This is a genomic window from Chitinophaga solisilvae (assembly GCF_009928525.1).
Taxonomy (GTDB): domain Bacteria; phylum Bacteroidota; class Bacteroidia; order Chitinophagales; family Chitinophagaceae; genus Chitinophaga; species Chitinophaga solisilvae.
The window spans coordinates 19,420-40,856 of the sequence record NZ_JAABOK010000009.1; the positions used below are offsets into that span (position 1 = coordinate 19,420).

16 protein-coding genes are annotated in these 21,437 nt (G+C 51.6%); 6 read left to right on the forward strand and 10 right to left on the reverse strand.

What is annotated here, in order from left to right:
• Positions 1-16 precede the first annotated feature (16 nt).
• Positions 17-1,204 (reverse strand): efflux RND transporter periplasmic adaptor subunit, encoded by a 1,188-nt coding sequence (locus GWG06_RS19130; protein ID WP_235938425.1) that lies wholly within the window; start codon positions 1,202-1,204, stop codon positions 17-19.
• Between the two features lie 300 nt (positions 1,205-1,504).
• Here GWG06_RS19130 and GWG06_RS19135 point away from each other — a divergent pair, with 300 nt between their 5' ends.
• Genes GWG06_RS19135 through GWG06_RS19150 form a run of 4 tightly spaced genes read left to right on the forward strand, consistent with a single transcriptional unit; the run spans position 1,505 to position 9,109 of the window.
• Complete coding sequence (locus tag GWG06_RS19135) at positions 1,505-3,709, forward strand: peptidase domain-containing ABC transporter (RefSeq protein WP_160715219.1); 2,205 nt, start codon at positions 1,505-1,507, stop codon at positions 3,707-3,709.
• 21 nt (positions 3,710-3,730) lie between these two features.
• On the forward strand, positions 3,731-6,349 hold the full coding sequence (locus tag GWG06_RS19140; RefSeq protein WP_160715221.1) for a lantibiotic dehydratase: 2,619 nt from the start codon (positions 3,731-3,733) through the stop codon (positions 6,347-6,349).
• A complete protein-coding gene (locus GWG06_RS19145) occupies positions 6,346-7,278 on the forward strand; it encodes a thiopeptide-type bacteriocin biosynthesis protein (protein WP_160715223.1) in 933 nt (310 codons plus the stop codon). Before GWG06_RS19140 ends, GWG06_RS19145 begins: the two co-directional genes overlap by 4 nt.
• Positions 7,262-9,109 carry a lanthionine synthetase LanC family protein gene (locus GWG06_RS19150; RefSeq protein WP_160715225.1) on the forward strand — a complete coding sequence of 616 codons (1,848 nt, stop codon included), beginning with the start codon at positions 7,262-7,264 and terminating at the stop codon, positions 9,107-9,109. The genes GWG06_RS19145 and GWG06_RS19150 overlap by 17 nt, the downstream gene beginning before the upstream one ends.
• Before the next feature lies 1 nt (position 9,110).
• Here GWG06_RS19150 and GWG06_RS19155 read toward each other — a convergent pair whose 3' ends face one another.
• The 9 genes from GWG06_RS19155 to GWG06_RS19195 form a co-directional block, all read right to left on the reverse strand.
• Positions 9,111-9,431 (reverse strand): hypothetical protein, encoded by a 321-nt coding sequence (locus GWG06_RS19155; protein ID WP_160715227.1) that lies wholly within the window; start codon positions 9,429-9,431, stop codon positions 9,111-9,113.
• Between the two features lie 205 nt (positions 9,432-9,636).
• Entirely contained in the window at positions 9,637-9,822 is a 186-nt protein-coding gene (locus GWG06_RS19160) for a pinensin family lanthipeptide (RefSeq protein WP_160715229.1), read from the reverse strand.
• 130 nt (positions 9,823-9,952) lie between these two features.
• The gene (locus GWG06_RS19165) at positions 9,953-12,049 is read right to left on the reverse strand and encodes a TonB-dependent siderophore receptor (protein WP_160715231.1); all 2,097 of its coding nucleotides are present in this window, start codon (positions 12,047-12,049) and stop codon (positions 9,953-9,955) included.
• Between the two features lie 20 nt (positions 12,050-12,069).
• Positions 12,070-13,500 carry a DUF3526 domain-containing protein gene (locus tag GWG06_RS19170; RefSeq protein WP_160715233.1) on the reverse strand — a complete coding sequence of 477 codons (1,431 nt, stop codon included), beginning with the start codon at positions 13,498-13,500 and terminating at the stop codon, positions 12,070-12,072.
• A 27-nt stretch (positions 13,501-13,527) separates the two neighbouring features.
• Positions 13,528-14,949 (reverse strand): DUF3526 domain-containing protein, encoded by a 1,422-nt coding sequence (locus GWG06_RS19175; RefSeq protein ID WP_160715235.1) that lies wholly within the window; start codon positions 14,947-14,949, stop codon positions 13,528-13,530.
• Between the two features lie 3 nt (positions 14,950-14,952).
• Positions 14,953-15,660, reverse strand: a complete 708-nt coding sequence (locus tag GWG06_RS19180) for an ABC transporter ATP-binding protein (RefSeq protein WP_127044324.1) — start codon at positions 15,658-15,660, stop codon at positions 14,953-14,955.
• A 52-nt stretch (positions 15,661-15,712) separates the two neighbouring features.
• Positions 15,713-16,057 (reverse strand): hypothetical protein, encoded by a 345-nt coding sequence (locus GWG06_RS19185; protein ID WP_160715237.1) that lies wholly within the window; start codon positions 16,055-16,057, stop codon positions 15,713-15,715.
• A gap of 179 nt (positions 16,058-16,236) precedes the next feature.
• Positions 16,237-16,998, reverse strand: a complete 762-nt coding sequence (locus tag GWG06_RS19190) for an SDR family NAD(P)-dependent oxidoreductase (RefSeq protein WP_127036688.1) — start codon at positions 16,996-16,998, stop codon at positions 16,237-16,239.
• A 124-nt stretch (positions 16,999-17,122) separates the two neighbouring features.
• Complete coding sequence (locus GWG06_RS19195) at positions 17,123-18,028, reverse strand: helix-turn-helix domain-containing protein (protein WP_127036690.1); 906 nt, start codon at positions 18,026-18,028, stop codon at positions 17,123-17,125.
• A 103-nt stretch (positions 18,029-18,131) separates the two neighbouring features.
• Between GWG06_RS19195 and bglX the strand changes: the two genes are divergently transcribed.
• Both bglX and GWG06_RS19205 read left to right on the forward strand, forming a co-directional pair.
• Positions 18,132-20,402 (forward strand): beta-glucosidase BglX, encoded by a 2,271-nt coding sequence (gene bglX / locus GWG06_RS19200; RefSeq protein WP_160715239.1) that lies wholly within the window; start codon positions 18,132-18,134, stop codon positions 20,400-20,402.
• 173 nt (positions 20,403-20,575) lie between these two features.
• The gene (locus GWG06_RS19205) at positions 20,576-21,427 is read left to right on the forward strand and encodes an NAD(P)-dependent oxidoreductase (RefSeq protein WP_160715241.1); all 852 of its coding nucleotides are present in this window, start codon (positions 20,576-20,578) and stop codon (positions 21,425-21,427) included.
• Positions 21,428-21,437 lie beyond the last annotated feature (10 nt).

Genomic DNA, 21,437 nt, shown 5'->3' on the forward strand with positions numbered 1-21,437 from the left:
GAATTCGTTTAAGCGCTTATTTTGCTTTTGCGGCAGCGGAATCTTTAGGGGCTGCAGCCGGCGTTACTACGGCGCCTTCCATCAGTGTTTCAATCCCTGCTGTCACAATCTTGTCTCCGCGTTTCAATCCTCCCTTTACCAGGAAGTTATTGTCGCTGCTGCCGGCGATATCTATGATCTGGCGTTTTACTTTATTGCTGTCACCCAGCTGATACACAAACACCTTGTTCTGCATCTCCAGGGTAGCGGCCTGCGGTACCAGCAGTACGCCGGAATTCAGCGTCTCTATCTTTACCTTGCCGGTATTACCGGAACGCAGTACGGAGGAGGGGTTCGGGAAAGTGGCCCGCAGACTGATAGCTGCTGTGGCTTTGTTGAACTGCCCGTCTACCATTTCAATGCGGCCGGTATGCGTATAGTCGGTACCGTTAGACAGCACCAGCGTTACGGGGCGCAGCTGTTTTATCTGCTGGGATAAATTACCTGCGGCGCCGCCATGGCTGAAATCCATGAAATCATTTTCACTCATGGAGAAGTAGGCATATACCTCGCTGATATCGGAAAGGGTCGTCAGCGGCGAAGCGTCTGTTTTTCCTACCAGGTTACCTATTCTTTTGGGAATACGGCCTATATAGCCGCTCACCGGCGCTTTTACAACGGTGAAGCCCATATTGATCCGGGAGGCTGCAACAGCCGCTTTGGCCTGTTCCACATTGGCTTTCGCCGTCTGTACGGTAGCCTGCGCTGTTTTCAGTTGTATACCTGCAACCACCTTGTTTTCTACCAGCGGCCGGATTTTTTCGGCTTCCAGTTCGGCAGCGGCCAGTGCGGACTCCATCGCATGCAGGCTGGCGATGTCCTTGTTAAGCTGCTCCCGGTAAGGCTGGTCGTTAATACCAAACAACGGCTGACCTGCCTTTACGTAACTGCCTTCTTCCACATAAATTTTATCGAGATAGCCATCTACCTGCGGACGCACGTCCACATTTACCTTTCCTTCCAGCTGGGCAGCATAGGCTTTGGTAGTCATAGCGGTAGTAGTATCCAGGGTCGCAACGGGCAACTCCTGGGGAGGCATGGCTTCTGCGCCCGCAGCAGCTCCGGCATTACCGCCACAACCGGTAATACCAGCTGCCAGCATGCCCAGCAGCGCTAATCCGCAAATGGTTCCCCTGCGTCCTCCTGTATGTAATAACTGTTTCATTACGATGAGAAATTTTTAACCTATGAGAAGCAAATATCGCTTCCATTAAAAAGAGGTATGGCACAATTCCCTACGAAACGGAAATAACAGGAGCTGAAACGGATAAATAACAGGGTGAATTATTTAAGATTTGATTATTTGGCTATTTGAGATTTGATTATTTGAAATGCAGCGAAGATTACCAGGAAAAGAATACTGAAATCGTCCTGGTAATCTTCGCTGCATTTCAAATAATCAAATCTCAAATAATCAAATAACCAAATATTGGTGGTTTGAAATTATTGTTTTAAAATTGCAACAATGTTTCAAAAATTATTCACACGGAAAAAGTTCCCCTTCTATAAACAGTCAGATGGTATGGACTGCGGACCAACCTGTCTGAAAATGATTGCGGAACATTACGGCCGGAAGTTTCCGCTGCAGTACCTGCGCAACATCAGCAAGCTGACGCGGCAAGGGGTTACCATGGCGGATCTGGAGGCAACGGCGGAACAGCTGGGATTTAATACGCTGCCCGCCTCGCTGCATATACAGGTATTGACGGATAAAGCACCGCTGCCCTGTATTTTACATTGGGAGAAACAGCACTTTGTGGTGTTGTACGATATAACAAAAACGCACGCATTCATCGCAGACCCCGCATTGGGAAAGCCTGTCAGCTATCCGCTGGCCGATTTCCTCGCGGCATGGGAACAGGAGCCGGGCAGCCGTACCGGCAGGGCATTGCTGCTGGAAAAAACCGGGCGCTTCAATGAAGGGGAAGCCGTACCGGATAAAGATGTCCGCCTCTGGTCATTGTTGCCCTGGCTTCGTCCCCATACCCGCCGCCTGCCCGCTGTGGCCGGCACCCTCCTGCTCGCCAGCGCGTGCTCCCTGCTGACACCGCTGCTCACGCAACGTATTGTGGATACGGCTATCACCGGCAAGAACCTGCCGCTGCTGCTCCTCATCTGCACAGGGCTGCTGCTGCTGTTTACCGGCCGCACCCTGATGGACTTCATCCGCGCACGCGTGCTTTACAAAGCCGGCGCTCTCATCAGCATACAATTGCTGAAAGCCTACCTGGAAAAGCTGATGCGCCTGCCGCTCGCTTTCTTTGACAATCGCCACGCGGGCGATAATATGCAACGGGTAACAGACAACCAGCGGGTAGAAGACTTCCTGACATCCTCCCTCGTAAATTTCATGCTGTCTGTCATCACCATTGCAGTACTTGGCGGCGCGCTGCTATGGTACAATACATGGATTTTCCTGCTGTTCCTTACAAGTGCGGCGGTCAGCGTACTATGGGCCAACTCCTTCCAGGAAAAACGCCGCATCCTCGATCAGAAGAAATTCAGGATACTGTCTGCCAACCAGCACATACTCCTCGAAATATTCTCCGCCATGCAGGAAATAAAACTCACCGGCAGCGAACATCTCAAAAGCACACAGTGGGAAGCCCTGCAGGATAAATCGCTGGCGCTGAAGCTGGACAGCCTGCGCATGGACCAGTTCATGCAGGGCACCGGCGCATTCATCAACGAAATCAAAAATATACTCATCACCGGCGTGGCCGCTATGCTGGTAATAGAAGGCCAGATTACGCTGGGCGCCATGCTCGCCATTACCTTTATCTGCGGGCAGCTCAACGCGCCGGTACTGCAACTGGCAGAGTTCATCCGTGTTTCACAGAATACCCGCTTCAGTCTGCAACGGATGGAGGAAGTACAGCAAGAACCTGATGAAGATCCGCCGCAGGCAGCACCCTTCCCGGATATAACGGAAAAGGATATACGGCTGCGCAACCTCTGCTTCCAGTACGGACATAAACATTCTCCTATGGTGCTGCAACATGTCAGCCTGGTGATACCTGCCGGTAAAGTGACCGCTATTGTCGGTATGAGCGGCAGCGGAAAAACGACCCTGCTCAAACTGCTGCTCCGCTGTTATGCACCGGTATCCGGTCAGATCCTGGTAGGCACAGTACCGCTGCAAAGCCTGCCTGCCAGAGAGTGGCGCAGACATTGCGGCGTAGTTATGCAGGATGGGTACATCTTTATGGATACTATCGCCAATAACATCTATGCCGGCGCACAGATCAGGGATGAATCCAGGATGTTCCGCGCAGCTGAAATGGCCTGTATCCACGACTTCTTCAGCAGCATGCCTTTCGGATACGAAACCATGGTGGGGAAAGACGGATACGGCCTGAGCGAAGGCCAGACCCAGCGGCTGCTGATAGCGCGGCTGATCTACCGTAACCCGTCCTTCATCTTCCTGGATGAAGCCACCAATTCACTCGATGCGCATAACGAACGCGCCATCATCGGGAACCTTCACCAGTTCTTCCCCGGAAAAACGGTGGTGGTAGTAGCCCATCGTCTCAGCACTGTTAAACACGCCGATCAGATCGTAGTCATGGACAAGGGCCAGATTGTGGAACGCGGTACCCATGCGGCACTTGCAGCCAGTAACGGCGCCTATTACCAGCTGATAAAAAACCAGCTTGAACTGGGGAAGTAATCACTTTGTAAACCCATCACCATGCCAGTAAACATTTTTCCGTATACGCTTACCCGTTATAGTACTATTCATCACCGGGACTTCCGCCCGCTGACACTACCCGGCATTCGCCGGCAGCTGTGGCTGCAGCAGCGCACCGGCGAACTGGTGATCGCCGGCCGCGAAGCGCTCTGTGAAGGCCTGTTTCACCTCATCCGGGAACAGGAAGACGATAGCCTCCGGAAACAACTGATAAAACTTAAAAGGGAACTGCAGCAGGATAAGCTACCGGCACAGCTTCCACCCGGATTACCGGCAGCTTTGCAAGTACAGCTGGAAAGCCAGCTACGGCTGCTGCTACGCCGCCAGTCACTGCCTGCCTCCTGGCAGGCATACTACGACCGCCGCCTGCAGCAATACCGGCAGCAGCTGCAGCAATGGACCCGCAATCCACTACTGCTGAACGGCCTGCTGTTATCCAGCCCCGTACTGTACGAACAGCTGCCCGCCTATACCACTGCACATCCCGCTGCTTTCAGGCATAAGGAACTGAAAATAGAGTATAGCCTCCTGCGTTATATCACACGCATGGCATTTAAAACCTCTCCCTTCAGCACCTTTACCTATACGGGGCTTACCGCCGTTACAGCAGAAGCGGCAACTACCGCACCGCCTGCCATGAGCCACAGCAGCATCCGGCTCAACAACACCCTGTTTACTACCCTGCAATCGCTGATGCTACAGCATCCGTTACTGAATGAAGCCCTGTACCTCCGGCTGAACAGCTCCATCGCCAGGGAAAACGGACAGCTGCTGTTCCTGGTCAACTGCTTTAATATAGAATCTTTCCAGCGCATGCCCGATAGCGGCATTATGCAATGGCTGTACGCATTTATCACGAACAGCAGGGAAAGGGTAAGTCTGCAGACGGTAACAGATGCATTACATGCTAAACTAGCGGATACAGACAGGGATACTGTAAAGGCATACCTCCTGAAACTGGTGAGCAGCGGCCTGCTGGAAGCAGTTACCGGCTGCTCTGCCGTTCACCCGCAATGGGAAGAACAGCTGCTGCAGTTCTGCCGGGATAACCTGGCAGTGCATACCGCCCTGTTGCCCGTTCATGAGTTATTACAGCAATTATTCACTTCGCGCCGGGATTACGTATATGCATCACCGGCAGACAGGTACCGGTTGCTGCAGGACGCTGCCACACTGATTAATCAGTCACTGGAAACCCTCTATGCCGTACCTGAACTGGCGGCCGCCCTTGCCGCACCGGAAAGTGCTGCTGCTAAAATCAGGGAGTCCGGCGCTTTTGTTACCGACATGTTTGCCCGCAGAAATTTTTCTCCTGCCGGTATTTTTTATGAAGATGCTGCTGCCACCGGCATCGGTCATCTCCCGGCGGCAGACATCCACGCTTTCACGGCAACCCTGGAAAAGCTCTTCCAGTCGCTTACCCCGCTGGATGACCTGCAGGAAGAACGAACCAGCATGCGCGATTTCTTTCTGAAACATTATGAACCGGATGAACAGATTGCTGTAACCACCTTCTATCATCAGTATTATCTGGAAGAAAAAAAAGTAAGAAAAACGCAGCAGGGAGACAGGTCCCTGCTCCCAGTCTCCGAAGCAACAAAGCAACGTCTGGAATCCTTACTGGATACACATTTCAGCAATGCGTTCCATGCTGAAATCAGCGCCCGTGAAGTAGCACTGCCGGACAGGCGCCATGCAGGAGCGGCGTTCGTGCAGTTTTACCGGGGCCCCGCAGGCCTGACAGGTGTGGTAAACAACCTGCTGCCCGGCATGGGAAAAGTAGCCGGCCGCTTCCTGGATCTGTTCGATCCTTCGCTGGCAGCGCAGTTTTGTGACTGGAACCAGGCCCTATACCCCGATCATATGCTGATGGAGCTGAGCGATGGTTCCAGTTTCAATGCCAATATACACCTGCCGTTGCTGCCTTTTGAAATAGCTGTTCCCGGCGGATACAACAACTATCCGGCGGAACAGCGTGCCCGGCTGCAGGATGTACTGGTCAGATATGACGAAGCCTCGCAGCAGCTCTGGCTGCAGCATGCGCCGGATCAACGCCGCATCTTCGCCTATGATCTCTGCCTGGAATCCTTTTATCTGCGCTCCAATTTTTATCAGCTGCTGGCACATTTTAACCCGGAGCCTTATCTGCCGCTTAAAAAATTCTTCCGGCTGACAGATGATGCCCATGCAACCGCTTTTCCGGAGCAAGGGCATATCCGTCCGCGCATCACTTTTGAAAGCAAGGTGGTACTGCGCAGAATGGGCTGGCTCGTACAAACGGCTGACATACCGCAGCAGCAGACAGCAGAAACGGAGGCCGCCTGGTTCCTGCGTGTACAGCAATGGCGGGAACAGCAAGGCATTCCGGAGCAGGTATTCCTGTTCCTCCGCTCCCGCTACAGCAAAGCGGATAAGGACTCTCCTTCTGCACTGCAGCGGGATGATTACAAGCCGCAGTACCTGCATTTCGGGCAACCTTTGCTGATGGGTTTACTTAAAAAACTACTGGCCCGCGCCGGTACACAGATATACCTGGAAGAGATGCTGCCGCATACCAGTGACCTGCAGCAGGAGCCGGTAACAGAACAATTATTGCACTGGTATAATTACGGAACATGAAGCATCCATCCAACAGCTGGTCTGCAGCCAACCGCTCTGCCTTGCCCAATACGGGAACGGCCTGGCTCTCCGCGCATATTTACTCCCGCGGCCCGCTGGACCGGCTGATAAATCTGCTGGCCGCTCCTTTCACCGCCACGGTAGCCGCCTGTCTGCATCCTGTAAGTCCTTTCTTCTTTATACGCTATGGCGAAGGAGGCCCCCATATACGGTTACGGCTACACGTCAACACATCGCACACAGAAACGGTGCGGCATATGCTAAAAGAAGCTGCCGGAAACTATTTCAGCGAATATCCCTCAGTGCCGGTCAGCGGAGGCGAAATGCCCCTCCATGATACGCTGGCTTTTATGCACTACCAACAGGAGACAGCACGCTACGGCAACCAGCACACGATCCCGCTGGCCGAAGAACAGTTTTACCTGTCTTCCCGGCTGGTGATGGAACAGCTGCAGAACGGAGCTGCAGCAGCATCCCTGACATACGGTATTCAACTGCACCTTTGCTTTTTCATGGCCATGCAGACCACCCTGGCAGATATTCAGCGCATATGTACCCGTTTCATCCAGGCCTGGTCGCCATCATTAGCAGGTTCCATGAACACTCCTGAGCAGGCAGCCCTGATAAATACGCATATGGAAAATATGTACCGGCAATACGCACCTTCCCTACTTCCTGCCAGCGAAACGCTCTGGCAGCAACTGAAGCAGGGAAAGGCACCGCCGGCGCTGCAATCCTTTACCTACCGTAACAGCCGCCTGCTGCAACGGTATTATCACGCCGGATTAGCTGCCGGGCAACTGGAAGAAGCCTTCTGCAGCATGATGCATATGTCACACAACAGACTGGGCATCTCCAATGCAGAAGAATCCTGGTGCGTTTTTCTTACCCTGAAATGTATTTCCCACCTGTATGAGTATGACCGCTGACCATCAACGTATAAACGATGCCGTTATGAGTACCGCCGCGCGGCTGCTGCAGGCAGCACAGGAGGATGAACACGGTATTTACTGGATCACTCCTCCGCATATACAGGGCGGCGCGCCGGGAGAAAGCACGGACCTTTTTAACGGCACTACCGGCATACTCTTCTTCTTTCTATCCCTGTATGATTATACCGGCGAGGCCGCATATCTGCGCGTATGTATACGGGGAACCGCCCGGCTGCTGCAACATCCGGAAATCCGGCAGCCGGCCTTCTATCCTTTCTATACCGGCGCCACCGGTATATTACTGCTGTGCATCCGGATGCACCGCTATACCGGCAACAGCGATTACCTGGAACAGGCGCTGCTGCTAACGTACAGCTATCAGCAAGGTATTCTGCAGGAAGTAAAAAAAGATGACCTGCTCAGCGGTGATGCCGGCAACCTGCTGCTGTTCACACATCTCTACGCCTATACGCAGCATCCCTGCTACCTGGAGATAATGCGGCAGCTTATTGACCAGCTGCTGAGTCATGCCCGTATAGCGCCCGCCGGTCTGAAGTGGGACCCGGTAAAACAGGCATACGACAGCCTGACGGGATTTTCTCACGGCGGCTCCGGCATTGCCTTTGCCCTGCTGCAGGCTGCGCGCTGCCTGCATAGCGATGGATTACTATACCTGGCAGAACAGGCGCTTGCCTATGAAAATACTTACGCGGACCCCGCCCGCAACAACTGGATGGATTTACGTACAGGCGTTAAAAGAATGCAACAGCTGGCAGATACCCAGGGAGCGGCTATATTGAAGTGGGAGCTGACGCCTTTCCTGGCCGGCATGAGCCATCTTAATACCTGGGCGCACGGCGCCGCCGGCATCGGCATCGCGCGGCTGCATATCTGGGAACATACGCACCACCCGGCCTACATGGCAGATATTCAACAGGCACTCCGCCGCTGCCTGGCAGATGCAGCAGCAGATAACCGCGGCGACTATACGCTCTGCAGCGGCTATGGCGGCATAGCCGCTTTCCTGGTGGAGGCCGCCCGTATATTGAAACAACCATACCTTACGGCTGCAGCACAACGTATAGCAATTGCAGCCATTGATTATTCCGAAAAACATCACACCTATAACAGCCACCTCATAACAGATCCGGAAGATCCCGGACTCCTTTCCGGACTGGCTGGCGCAGGCTATTTCCTGCTGAGCACCATACATGCGCCCGGCCCGGATTCCATCCTGCACCCTGCTATCAATACCGAAAACACTGAAATTAACGTAAACGCATATACGTTAAATGAAATAAAGGAAAAATTATTCAGCAGATATTATCCCCGCACCTGGCAGACATTGACGCAGGATGAAACCATTGCCGGCATCTTACTACAGGCCCGGGATATACCGGGATTACGGATTTTGCTACGGGAACAAATTATCCGGCACCCGGATGCGCGCTCCCTGTTTCTTAATGAAGACACCGCAACGGATCTCTGGCTGCAGCACAAAGGATGGCTGCAACACCGCGAATGCCGGCGCTTACAACAACAGCTCATACAACAAGTAACGGAACACCGGCTATTGGTAATCAGCCGGCATGTGAAAGTATGTGGTCAGGTAATCTGGTACAGTCATGATACGGGCATCAATAGTACTTCTGCGGGTAAACTGACTGCTGTGATACTGGAATGGCTGGCTACTCCCATGAGTATGATACAGCTACAGGAACAGCTCATGCAGACACAGCCACCGGGTACACCCGATGCGGTGGCATACAACATCATTACCGCACAGGTAAACGAGCTGCTGCAATGCGGCTTCATTACCCCTGCATGAGTTAACGCCAGTTGTTACTGCGCACCTTGGCAGATAATGCCTCTACTTCCTGCGGATCGCCGGGGAACCGGTATATATCCACCGGATCACAGAATCCGGTGATGGTATTTTCAAACTCCTTCAGCTCTTCCTGCACCTGTTCACTCAGACCCGCAGCATGATGCTCAAAGATATCCCGGAGCACCGCAAACACTTCCCTTCTTCCCCACCCCGCACCAATGCCCTCATCTATCTTCCGGGAAAATCTCAACCACCGGTCATCCTCAGCATTATCCCCTTCCAGCACCGATAAAATATCCTTCTTTAACGCCTCCTGTTTCATACCCCCAAAATAACATTTTTTATTTTTTTATTTGGTTATTTGGTTATTTGAGATTTTACCTGCACGGATTATTATTACTATTCTTTTCTCCGGCAAAAGGAATATCATGCATACCACAAATCTCAAATAAAAAAATAAAAAAATAAAAGCGGGCCTTGCGGCCCGCTTTATCTTCTCTGCAATCTGGATTTGCGTCAATCCGGGATTAGCAAATCTGTGTTGTACAGAAATGTCCTTCATCATCTGTACGCTCTGTGTGCGTAGGGTGTGCCTGGGCAGCCAGGCCACCTGCCAGACGCATGCTCATTTCGCTGTCAATGCTGGTTACAAAGCTTTCAATTTTCAGATCTTCCAGGCTCAGTTTTAAGTTGCTTACATTGTTTTCTTTCATAAAATAGTATTTAATTGATTAGATGCCTACTATTATGAGGGTTTCGGCATTCCCCGGATTGCAATCCATATAAAGATATAAAAATGAAACATTGTTGCAAAAATTAAAAGCACTTTTTTTCAGTTTTTTTTCACCACCTGATTCCTGCGAAAGCCTTGAAATTAATGGGTGTTCCATCGATGTAATAAGTTGTTTTCACATCAGGATAAACAGATCCGATCAGTATATCTCCGCTGGAGAAATAACGTCTGTTCGTAATATTCTCCGCTACAATCCGCACATACCATTTACCTGCATCCCATGATGCGCCTGCATCAAAGAGCGTATAATCAGGCAGGTACAAATCAGGCGTATAGGTGCCGGGCCGGATAGCAGTACGCTGTCCCAGGCTCAGCCGCAACCGGGCGGTGCTGACAGGAATACTGTACTGCAACCATGTATTGATATTCTGCTGCGGCATGAACGGCAACGCCGTACCTACATTAGCTGGTTTGGTATCCTTACTGATAACTGCGTCCGTATAGGAATAATTGGCAGAAACCGTGAAACGGTCGGTTATCTGCCCCATGACATCCACTTCCACACCGGTACTCTTTACCTGCCCGATCTGTTTGCGGAAGCGGCGATGCTCCGGATCAGCTACCAGCATATTATTCTTGATAATCCGGTAACCGGTAACAGTAGTACTTAACCGTTTATTGAACCAATCGCCTTTCACACCCAGCTCAAAATCATTTCCCAGCAAGGGTTTGAACAGGTTCTTATCGAAGTCGGATCCTGTCTGCGGTATAAACGACTGGTCGTACAATGCATACACAGAAAGATTGCTCCGCAGCAGCCAGGTAATACCCAGCCTGGGCGAAAACGCCTGCTGCAACTCTTTTCCCGGTCTTGTATTCCGGGTGTACCTGCCTCCGATATTAATACGCCATGCTTCCCCGACGTGAATCATATCATAGGCATAGGCGGATGCCCAGTTGTTCTCATCCACCTGATCGGCAGCAGCTTTCAGCATACGCACACTATCCGTATGCAATCCATACACCGGCTGCCTTCTGTCAAAATAAAAACTGTACTGCCCGGTGGTGTAATTGTACACATCCCTGGCATAGTTAAAATCAACACCGGTCATCAGGTAATGACGTATAGCCGTTCCCGTATTGAAAACACCTTTGACATACAGTTGCGATGCCACTACCTGCCCGGTAGAATGATTCCGCACCGGGAGTCTGCGGGTGGTATCATTGATAAAGTTCACCGGCGACTGATTCGCTGAAAACAGATACCATGTTTCGGCTGGCGTGGAGGTATAACGCCCCTGTGCTACCAGCTTCCAGCTTTTGCTTAACGCATGGTTAAACAAAAAGCGGACAGACTGCGTTTCGCCGTAGGAGCCGGGCAATCCCGGATCTCCGGCAAAATTATCTGCTATACGCGCATGCCTGATTTCTTCGTCCGTACCTACCTTGTTCAGGCCGCTGCCGCCGGCCGACGAAGCACGCAGCAGGTTATATTCCAGCAGCACGGAGGTACGCGGCGAAAAATTATACTGTACCACAGGCGCCAGCACATATTTTTTTGTTTGAAGAAAGTCCAGGAAGGAACGTTCCTGCTGATAGGCAGCATTCATTCTCCAGGAGAAACCCTTCGTCTTTATCATGCTTCCCAGGTCAACGGAAGCCCGCCACATACCGAAACTGCCGCCGGCTATCTCCACACTCCGCACACGGCGCTGCAGCGGCACTTTGGTGGTAATGTTCACTGTTCCTCCCGGCTCGCCGGCAGACGCAAGAAAACCTGCCGGGCCTTTGATAAATTCCACCTGCTCAATAATAGCAGCATCGTCAATGGTGGTCCGTTGCAGTAAACCGTTCACATAGGTGGGCGCAGGAAAGCCACGGATAAAAATGGTGGCAGATCCGTCGAATAAATTCGTGTTGTAGCCCATGTGTACGCCGCTTGCATTTCTGACAATGTCTTTCATCACCAGTCCTCCCTGTTCAGCTACCAGCGCGCTGCTCACGCTGACGATATTCTGCGGTGTTTCTATAAGGCTGCCTTCCAGGCGCAGACCAGCCGGAATACTATCTGCGCGCAGGCGCTTCTTTTTTTCCTGCACCTCTACCTCGCGCAGCCGCATCCTGCGGATACTGTCTGGCTGCTGCTGCGCACAGACGGACGACGCCATTATCAGGAACAGTAACAGGAAGCGTACTTCTTTTTTCATATAGTCATTACGTTTATAGGTTATAGTTGGATATTACGCCGGCCGGCTATCACACAGCCGGCTGCGAGCAGGACGATTCCTGCGGCTGTCAGGTATAAAATGCCTTTTCCGATCATCCTTCCGGCATCAGGGTCGCCAGCTGGCTGATATTTCGGAATGGTGGCATATGCTGCAGCGGTAAACTGCCGGTTGTTAAAATAAAATCCGTAGAAATAATGCTTCCATTGTTCCCGGAAAGCGGTTACCTGCTGCCGGAAATAGTAATCGTCAGTAATGTCTGTATGCGCAATACGGCTGTATAACGCCTGCGCATATACGGCAGGGCTCCATGCATAGGCCGCAGTTACTCCTGCCAGCTGTTGCTGCCGGCGTTGCTGCTGCGGGGCCAGGATGCGGTCCATCCGTTGTTCTGCCAGCTGATAATAGGCCATGGAACGGCGCATGCTTCCTTCGCTTGTATCATAGGCCAGGTGATTGCGGTACTGCGGATATACCTGATAGAAACTGTCCAGCAGCTGCCGCTGCGGCAGCTCCCAGGTATCCCAGGCAATATCCCGCTGCCGCGAGGCATTGGTAGCAGTATCATCGGTAACACCCGTATCGCTGATCCTGAAGTGAATGACAGCCGGCATAACGACCAGCAGCAGCAACCAGCAGCTGAGGAGTGCAATGAGGTTCACGCCCGATGATTTTCCCCAGGTGGTCACCACCCAGCAGACGCCTGCCCAGAACAGCGTATAGGCGGCCGTTACCGCTATCCACGCCCACACTTCACCTGCATTCACCGGGATACCGGCCGGCAGAAAAATAATCCCCGCCAGGATTAAAAATGTTACCAGCAGCAGCAGCAATACCCATCGGATACACAGGCGCATGAGCAATATTCTTCTGAAACTACCCTGTTGAATAATCAGCAGTTTCAGGGTTCCCTGTTCCTGCTCCTGAGAAAACAGGTTATAGGTGAGCGCAATGAGCATCAGCGGCAGCAGGTAGATGCAGACAAAAGCCAGGTCAAAATTACCGGTCATCAGTTGCTGCGGATTACTCAGCTTCTCTTCTGCGGGCGTATAACCGGCATTGATCTTCACCGGGTAATAATGGCGCGCCACATCGCTCATACCTATTGCCAGCACCGACATAGCGCCCGGCAGCTGTACCGCGTTGTTGTACAGCCTGTATTCAACTACAGCCGGCTCAATGGCAGCCTGATAGTTCTGTTTACCTTGCTCCGTAGCTGTATCCGCCCGTAAGGAAGTATACATGGCGGTATACCTTTCGGTATACTGGCGCTGCATACTATCTATACCGGCTACACGCTGCTGAGTTACATGATGCCCATAAAACAGCGCACAGCTGCCGGCAGCCAGGCAAACGGCTGTCAGCACCGGCAATACTGCCGTGCGGAACAGGGCGCGTAGTTCTGAAGCAATTATCTGTATACTGTATCTCATCGTGTATGACTGCACTTTATTGATGAATTATCCTGCTGATTCCTGCCGGGATAACTTTCCCAGCAAGAGCAAACCTGCTGTTACCCATATCAGCAGGGAGATGCCTGCCAGATACTGCTGCCGCAGTATCTCCCCGGTGCCGGGAGGCGTGTACCTGAATACCGGCATCTGTTTAAAAAATGTGGCATCTGCCTTCCAGGAGTAGTCGCCCGTTTTGCTGCCACCATAAGCCATTTCATGATTCAGGGCCGCGATGAAATCATTCCTGTAGCGGCGGGCAGCGGCAAAAAAATGCGCATGATGCATATAGTCAGCCCCGCATAAGGCCATAGACAGCTCCCTGATAGCCAGGTAAGGGTCCAGCAGTACGGCGTAGGCCGTAATGCTATGCTGTAAACGGATGATACTGTCTATATGCCTCGTCTGATCTTCGTATATGCGTTGCATATAGTCCTCTGCTGCCTGCATCAGGATGGCATCGAAGTTAACAGGCAGTTCGGCCGTGGTTTTCACCTGGTATTGTTTCAGCCAGCGTGCTTCCAGCTGCTGCTGCCGTTGCACCCGCGGCTCGTCGCCGTGGATGCCTGACTTCTCCGCACGGGAAATATTTTCCTGTACAACCGACTGCGCCGGCAAAGGATACAGCATATCTCCTGCTGCCGCAGTCATCCTGGGCAATATCACCACGGCGAACAACCATCCCGCGAGCAGGAGCAGTAACGCCTGGTTGCTGCGCTTCAGCAATACAGATGCCGCCATGCATAGCAGCGCAATGACAGAGGCATAGAGCATATAAGCTATCGTGAGCAGCAGCGCCTGCACGGAGATAGCAGACGTTATACCGCCGCGCCAGAAAAATAAAGCAGGCAACAGCAAGAGCAGACATGCCAGCAGCAATCCGTTAGAGAGTAACAGGGCCAATCCGGCCTTTGCCCTTACCAGTACGCCTCGTGCGCCACCCTGTATCAGCAGCAGCTTCAGTGTACCTGCTTCTCTTTCCTGCACATATAACTGGTAACAGCAGAAGATGATGACCAGCGGGAAGAACAGCTGTAATACTGCTGCCGGTGTAAATGCGCCGAAGCGCAGATAGTTGTCGGCCGGCTGCACCGGGGCTGCTGCCGGCATATGCTGTACATGCGCCTCTACACGCATCGTATAGCCGCTAACGTGATGGATACCATTATCAAAGCTGCTCAGCACCGACAGCGGCTTGTACAGCCAGGTACCGAAGTGCGCCGCATCATGCGGATTACCGGCACGGAGCTGGTCCCATTGTGCGCGGAACAGGGAATCTGCTGCAAGACGCTGCGTCTGCAACTGTGCATCCTGCTGCAGTGTGCCGGTGAAAGCGATACCACACATCAGCAGCAGCAACAGGCATCCTGCCAGCCAGGTGCGGTTACGGCACATGGTCTGCCAGTCTTTGGCGACAATAATTTTATACATAAGTTATCGGGCGGCGGTCATATGTTCCATATAAATACTTTCCAGGGCATAGTGATCTACATCTGCAGCATCCATCACGGTGAGCAGCCGGCCATGCTTCATGATGCCGATGCGGGAAGCCACTTCCCGCGCACGGTACAGATCATGTGTTGCCATAAGCACCGCACGGCCTTCATTACTGAAGCGTTGCAGCAATACGGAAAATTCATTGCTCGCTGCCGGGTCCAGTCCGGACGTAGGTTCATCCAGCAGCAATACAGCCGCCTGCTTTGCCGTGGCAATGGCAATACCTACTTTCTGCCGCATACCTTTGGAATATCCACCTACACGGCGATGCACGGCATCTTCCTGTAAGCCGGCACGCAGCAGGTATTCCAGCAGCTCCTGCCGGCTATGATGCATACCGGTGAGCGCATGAAAGAAGACCAGGTTTTCCAGTCCGCTGAGATAGGGATACAGCATCACCGTTTCAGGGATATAGGCGATATGCTTCCTGGCCTGCTCCCGGTGCTGCTGCACATTAATACCGTTAACGAGCGCCTGCCCGCTGTCTGGCTGCACAAATCCGAGAAAGCAGTTGATAGTCGTGGTTTTCCCTGCGCCGTTTGGTCCCAGCAAACAGAAAATTTCACCCGGACCAACATGCAGATCCAGCGCGCACAGCGCTTTATGCTGCCCGAACTGACGGGTCAGCGCAATAGCTTGTAGCATAGCTTTTCCTTAAAGGATTCACTGATAAAAAACAGATGCAATAAAAGGTGGGCTATACAACAGGAGGGCCCTTGTTGGCGCAGTGGAGAATGATTGCCTGTGGCGGAGTAATATGCAGGGACGCATATGCCACCATCCAGGAGGGTTGTAATAACAAGGAGGGTTTCACAGATGGCTGCCACACCTCTTTCGCCAGCTGATAATCACAGATGGCGCAATAATGTGCAGCAACAGATATCGTACATCCCGAAGGATTATGCTGCTGAAAAATACGCATCCCTTCCTTCCCTGCATAGTCATGCCGGTGCGTCGTTTTTACAGCCTGTATAAATACCAGTACAGCCAGTAAAAAGAACGCACACAGCCGAGGCCACACATTATGTCCGGGTTGCTTCATAAAAGCAAATATAAGGGAAGTTCCGAATTATGAAACCAAGTTGCATTTTTATTTTTTTATTTGATTATTTGAGATTTGGTTATTTAAAATGCAGCGGAGATTTCAGCATATATCATCATCGCCAAAATCTCCGCTGCATTTTAAATAGCCAAATCTCAAATAATCAAATAAAAAAATAATTACAGGTTTTGTCCGCCGGAAACTTCGATGCGTTGCGCATTGATCCAGCGGGCATCTTCGGTACAGAGAAAGGCTACTACGCCGCCGATATCATCGGGAAGGCCGACACGGCCCAGTGAAATAGTGGATGCAATGAGCTGGTTGACGTGCTCGTTATCTCTGACGAGGCCGCCGCCGAAATCGGTAGCGATGGCGCCGGGAGCCACTACGTTAACGGCTATACCGCGTTCGCCGAGTTCTTTGGCCATGTACCGGGACAATACTTCCACACCGCCTTTCATGGCTGCATAGGCGCTGTAGCCGGGCAATGCAAAACGTGCCAGACCGGTAGAAAGATTTACGATACGGCCACCGTTGTTCAGCCAGGGTAAAGCCTTCTGTGTCAGGAAGAATACTCCTTTCAGATGTATGTTCACCAGCATATCGAAATCATCTTCCGTTGTGGAAGCAAATGGTGCGTGCACACCTACGCCGGCATTATTCACCAGGAAATCAAAATGATCTGCCTTAAAATGTGAAGTCAGCAGTTGTCCCAGTTGCTGAAAGAAAGCGTCAAACGTTTTTATGTCGCCGGTATTCAGCTGCAGGGCGGCAGCTTTGCGGCCTGACTGCTCAATAGCTGCTACTACGGCATCTGCATCTTCTTTTCTGCTGTTATAGGTAATGACTACATCTATACCTTTTGCAGCAAGGCTAAGCGCCATATTTTTTCCGAGTCCGCGGCTACCACCAGTAACCAGTGCGATTTTACCTGTTGTCATTTTTTCCTTTTTTTGATGTTACAGGATGATGATGCCATCATTCCAACTGATATCACAAAGGTAAAACGGGATATGGAGCAGGCCGTTGCGCACATCAATCCGATGTTTGCAAAATTCAAACATCTCAGGAACGGAAGGCCACGGGAGACAAAGTAGTTTGTTTACGGAAGAAGTTAGAAAAGTGTGCTACCTCTTCAAAACCAAGACTATAGGCTATTTCAGAGATGTTCCAGTCGGTCTGCTTCAGCAGTACCTTCGCCTCCTGCAGGATACGGCCGCTGATCAGGTCTGTAGTGGTTTTGCCGGTGTTCTCCTTCAGCACCCTGTTCAGGTGATTCACATGCACTGCCAGCCGGTCGGCATAATCTTTTGCCGTACGCAGCAACAGCCGCTGCTGCGGGGATTCTACCGGAAACTGCCTTTCCAGCAGCTCTATGAACAGCGATGATATACGTGCCGCAGCAGTATGTGTAGGATATAATGCCGTAGCGGGCTGCAGCTTCTGCCCGTAATGTATTACCTCCATCACATAGTTGCGGAGCAGGTCATATTTATAGGCATAATCAGAAGAAAGCTCCTTATACATTTTCCGGAAGATGAACAGGATATCTTCCGCTTCCTCATCGGTGAGCTGAAACACCGGATAGCCACGGGGCTGGAAAATAGGCAGGTCGTCCAGTATAACGCCGCTCTTCTGCTGCACCAGGAAATCGGCTGTGAAAATACAGAAGTAGCCGGACTGATGATCGTCTTCCGGCAACCAGTGGTAAGGAATCTTCGGCGTGGCAAACAGCAGCGCATTCTTCTCAATATCTATCACCTTATCTGCATACTCCGCCTTGTTACGGCCGCTTATCAGGCTGATCTTATAATAGGCCCGCCGGTTGTAGGACATGGGCACACGCGGCTTGTTGGCGGGGAACAGATCATCTATCCTGAAAACATTGAAGTGCCCGATCTCCTTGTTTATACCTTCCGGAATCAAGGAGGCTGTTTCCTGATAAAACCCTTCGAGTGAGATAGGTTCCATACATTTTCTCATTTGCAATAATCAAAGATAGGGAAAGAAATCCGGTAGCAGATGAGCAGAATATTTATCTTCGTCAGCTAAAGAAAAGATATAAATCAGACAGATGAAAAAACTATTTTTTTCGGTATTGATAATAGCTTCCATAAAAACGCAGGCACAACAGGACATGAAGATGAAATCCTTTGTAGGCGGACTTATGAGCAGAATGACGCTGGAAGAAAAAATCGGCCAGCTCAACCTGGTAGTACCCGGCGGCGGCACAGTAACCGGCGCTGTAGTAAGTCAGGATGTCGATGAAAAAATTCGTAAAGGAAACGTAGGCGGACTTTTCGGCGTCACCGGTCCGGAAAGGCTCCGCAAAATTCAGGATATCGCGGTTAAAAATACCCGTCTCCATATCCCGCTGATTTTTGGCCTCGATGTTATTCATGGCTACAGGACAGTATTCCCTATACCGCTGGGCCTATCCGCTTCCTGGGATATGGCGCTGATAGAAAACAGTGCACGTATCGCTGCCACCGAAGCCACTGCAGACGGCATCTGCTGGGCCTACTCCCCGATGGTAGACATCGCACGCGATCCACGCTGGGGAAGAATTGCAGAAGGCTCCGGGGAAGATCCCTACCTCGGCTCCCGGATTGCCAGTGCTATGGTAAAAGGCTACCAGGGCAGCGATTACAGCAAGGGCAACACCCTCATGGCCTGTGTTAAACACTTTGCACTGTACGGCGCTGCCGAAGGCGGCCGCGACTACAACTCCGTGGACATGAGCCGCATTAAAATGTACGAATATTATCTCCCACCCTATAAAGCCGCTATCGACGCAGGCGTAGGCAGTATCATGACTTCCTTCAACGATGTGGATGCTGTTCCTGCCACCGGCAACAAATGGCTGCTCACCGACCTCCTGCGCAAACAGTGGGGCTTCCGGGGCCTCGTTGTCAGCGATTATACCGCTGTCAATGAAATGAGCGCACATGGTCTGGGAGATCTGCAGGCCGTATCTGCCCAGGCACTGCGTGCCGGCCTGGATATGGACATGGTAGGCGAAGGTTTTCTTACCACACTCAAAAAATCACTGCAGGAAGGAAAAGTAACCCTGCAGCAGATCAATGATGCCTGCCGCCGCGTGCTGGAAACCAAATACAAACTGGGACTCTTTGAGGATCCCTACCGTTTTATCAACGAAGCCCGGCCGGCAAGAGACATCCTCACACCCGCCACCAGAGCAGCCGCCCGCGACATTGCCGCAAGAACCTTTGTATTGCTGAAAAATAACCGGCAGACATTACCACTGAAAAAATCCGGCACCATTGCGCTGGTAGGCCCGCTGGCCAACAGCAAAAATAATATGCTCGGCACCTGGGCCGTTTCCGGGAATCTCAATGATGCGGTTACCATACTGGATGGTATTAAAAATGTAGCCGGCAACGATGTAAAAATCATCTATGCCAAAGGCGCCAACATCACCAACGATACTGCCCTCGCCAAAAATGTAAATGTATTCGGGCCACGTGCGGAAATAGATGCACAAACACCGGAAGCCATGCAGCAGGAAGCCCTCAACGCCGCTAACCAGGCGGATGTAGTAGTAGCCGTACTCGGCGAAGCCTCCGAAATGAGCGGAGAAAGCGCCAGCCGCAGCGACATCAGCATCCCTGAATGCCAGCAGCAACTGCTCAAGGCACTTGTCAAAACAGGTAAACCCGTTGTACTCGTAGTCATGAACGGCCGCCCGCTCACATTGGGCTGGGAAGCGCAACACGTTAACGCTATGCTGGACGTATGGTTTCCCGGCGTAGAAGCAGGCAATGCCATCGCAGACGCCCTCTTTGGCAACTACAACCCATCCGGGAAAATCACCGCGAGCTTCCCGCACAACGTCGGACAAATACCCGTATTCTACAACCACAAAAATACCGGCCGCCCGCTGGAAGGAAAAGCATTCCAGAAGTTCAAATCAGACTACCTCGATGTTCCCAACGAACCCCTGTTTCCATTTGGCTTCGGTCTGAGCTACACCACCTTCTCCTACAGCAACATAAAGGTGAGCAATGCACAGCCTGCAGGCAATGAAACCATCACCGCTTCCGTGACCCTTACCAATACCGGCAGCTACGCCGGTGAAGAAGTAGTACAGCTCTACATCACCGACCCGGTTGCTTCCGTCACCAGATCTGTAAAAGACCTGAAAGGATTTCAGAAAATAAAACTACAACCCGGCGAAAGCAAGGAAATCTCCTTCCGCATTTCACCGGAACAACTGAAATTCTTCAACTCCGACCTTAAATACATCTGGGAACCCGGTGAGTTTATTATTCAGATCGGAACAAACTCGGAGGATGGAGAGAAGATTACAATCAACTGGAAATAATTACGAATTACGAATTGCGAATTACGAATGTAGAAGCGAAGATTAAACCGAAGATTAAAGGAGATGTTTGATAGTTACCTCCTTTAATCTTCGGTTTAATCTTCGCTTCTACATTCGTAATTCGCAATTCGTAATTCGTAATTTCCTTAACTTACACCAATAAAATTATCACTATGATTGCATTCTTAGGTATGGGGCTTTTAGGCGCCAATTTTGTCAGGGCGATGCTCAGTAAGGGAGAACAGGTGAATGTGTGGAACAGGACGGAATCAAAGGCAAAGGCGCTGGAACAATATGGTGCGAAAGCGTTTGAGAATATTGCGGAAGCAGTAAGGGATGCAGATACGATTCATCTGACGCTGAAAGATGATACGACGGTGGATGTAGTGCTGGCGATGGCCAGTCCGGCGCTGAAACCAGGCGTAACCATTGTGGATCATACTACCACTTCGGTGGATGGAGCTATCAGGAGAACAGCGGAATGGAAGGAACGGGGCTTTACCTATGTGCATGCACCGGTATTTATGGGTCCGCCCAATGCGCTGGAGAGTACAGGCTTTATGCTGGTTTCCGGCGATCAGCAGGTAATTGCACGCATGGAACCTGCATTGGCAAAGATGACAGGCACGGTCATCAATTTCGGGGAAGAAACCGGTAAAGCTGCCGGCATGAAGCTGATCGGCAATAATTTCCTGGTGTGCTTTACTGCAGGTGTAGCGGATACCTTATCGCTCGCCAAGGCATTGCATATTCCTGCCAGCGATGTAGCCACCTTATTCGAATCCTGGAACCCGGCCAATATGATGAAAGCGCGCCTGCAGCGTATAGCCGGTGGCGATTACAGCAAACCTTCCTGGGAGCTGGATATGGCACGTAAAGATACCGGGCTGTTTATGGAAGCTGCCGAAAAAGGCGGTACTAAACTGGCCGTAATACCGGCTATTGCAGCTGAAATGGACCGCTGGATTGCCAAAGGACACGGTAAGGACGACTGGACAGTAATCGGTAAAGACGCGGTGTCCTGACTAATACAGC

Excerpts from the sequence above, each read along its gene's own strand:
- GWG06_RS19160 (WP_160715229.1), bottom strand. The coding sequence starts at position 9,822 with ATGAAAGAAAACAATGTAAGCAACTTAAAACTGAGCCTGGAAGATCTG.
- GWG06_RS19170 (WP_160715233.1), bottom strand. The coding sequence starts at position 13,500 with ATGAGATACAGTATACAGATAATTGCTTCAGAACTACGCGCCCTGTTC.
- GWG06_RS19175 (WP_160715235.1), bottom strand. The coding sequence starts at position 14,949 with ATGTATAAAATTATTGTCGCCAAAGACTGGCAGACCATGTGCCGTAAC.
- GWG06_RS19150 (WP_160715225.1), top strand. The coding sequence starts at position 7,262 with ATGAGTATGACCGCTGACCATCAACGTATAAACGATGCCGTTATGAGT.
- bglX (WP_160715239.1), top strand. The coding sequence starts at position 18,132 with ATGAAAAAACTATTTTTTTCGGTATTGATAATAGCTTCCATAAAAACG.
- GWG06_RS19205 (WP_160715241.1), top strand. The coding sequence starts at position 20,576 with ATGATTGCATTCTTAGGTATGGGGCTTTTAGGCGCCAATTTTGTCAGG.
- GWG06_RS19180 (WP_127044324.1), bottom strand. The coding sequence starts at position 15,660 with ATGCTACAAGCTATTGCGCTGACCCGTCAGTTCGGGCAGCATAAAGCG.
- GWG06_RS19195 (WP_127036690.1), bottom strand. The coding sequence starts at position 18,028 with ATGGAACCTATCTCACTCGAAGGGTTTTATCAGGAAACAGCCTCCTTG.
- GWG06_RS19165 (WP_160715231.1), bottom strand. The coding sequence starts at position 12,049 with ATGAAAAAAGAAGTACGCTTCCTGTTACTGTTCCTGATAATGGCGTCG.
- GWG06_RS19185 (WP_160715237.1), bottom strand. The coding sequence starts at position 16,057 with ATGAAGCAACCCGGACATAATGTGTGGCCTCGGCTGTGTGCGTTCTTT.
- GWG06_RS19190 (WP_127036688.1), bottom strand. The coding sequence starts at position 16,998 with ATGACAACAGGTAAAATCGCACTGGTTACTGGTGGTAGCCGCGGACTC.
- GWG06_RS19155 (WP_160715227.1), bottom strand. The coding sequence starts at position 9,431 with ATGAAACAGGAGGCGTTAAAGAAGGATATTTTATCGGTGCTGGAAGGG.
- GWG06_RS19135 (WP_160715219.1), top strand. The coding sequence starts at position 1,505 with ATGTTTCAAAAATTATTCACACGGAAAAAGTTCCCCTTCTATAAACAG.
- GWG06_RS19145 (WP_160715223.1), top strand. The coding sequence starts at position 6,346 with ATGAAGCATCCATCCAACAGCTGGTCTGCAGCCAACCGCTCTGCCTTG.
- GWG06_RS19130 (WP_235938425.1), bottom strand. The coding sequence starts at position 1,204 with ATGAAACAGTTATTACATACAGGAGGACGCAGGGGAACCATTTGCGGA.
- GWG06_RS19140 (WP_160715221.1), top strand. The coding sequence starts at position 3,731 with ATGCCAGTAAACATTTTTCCGTATACGCTTACCCGTTATAGTACTATT.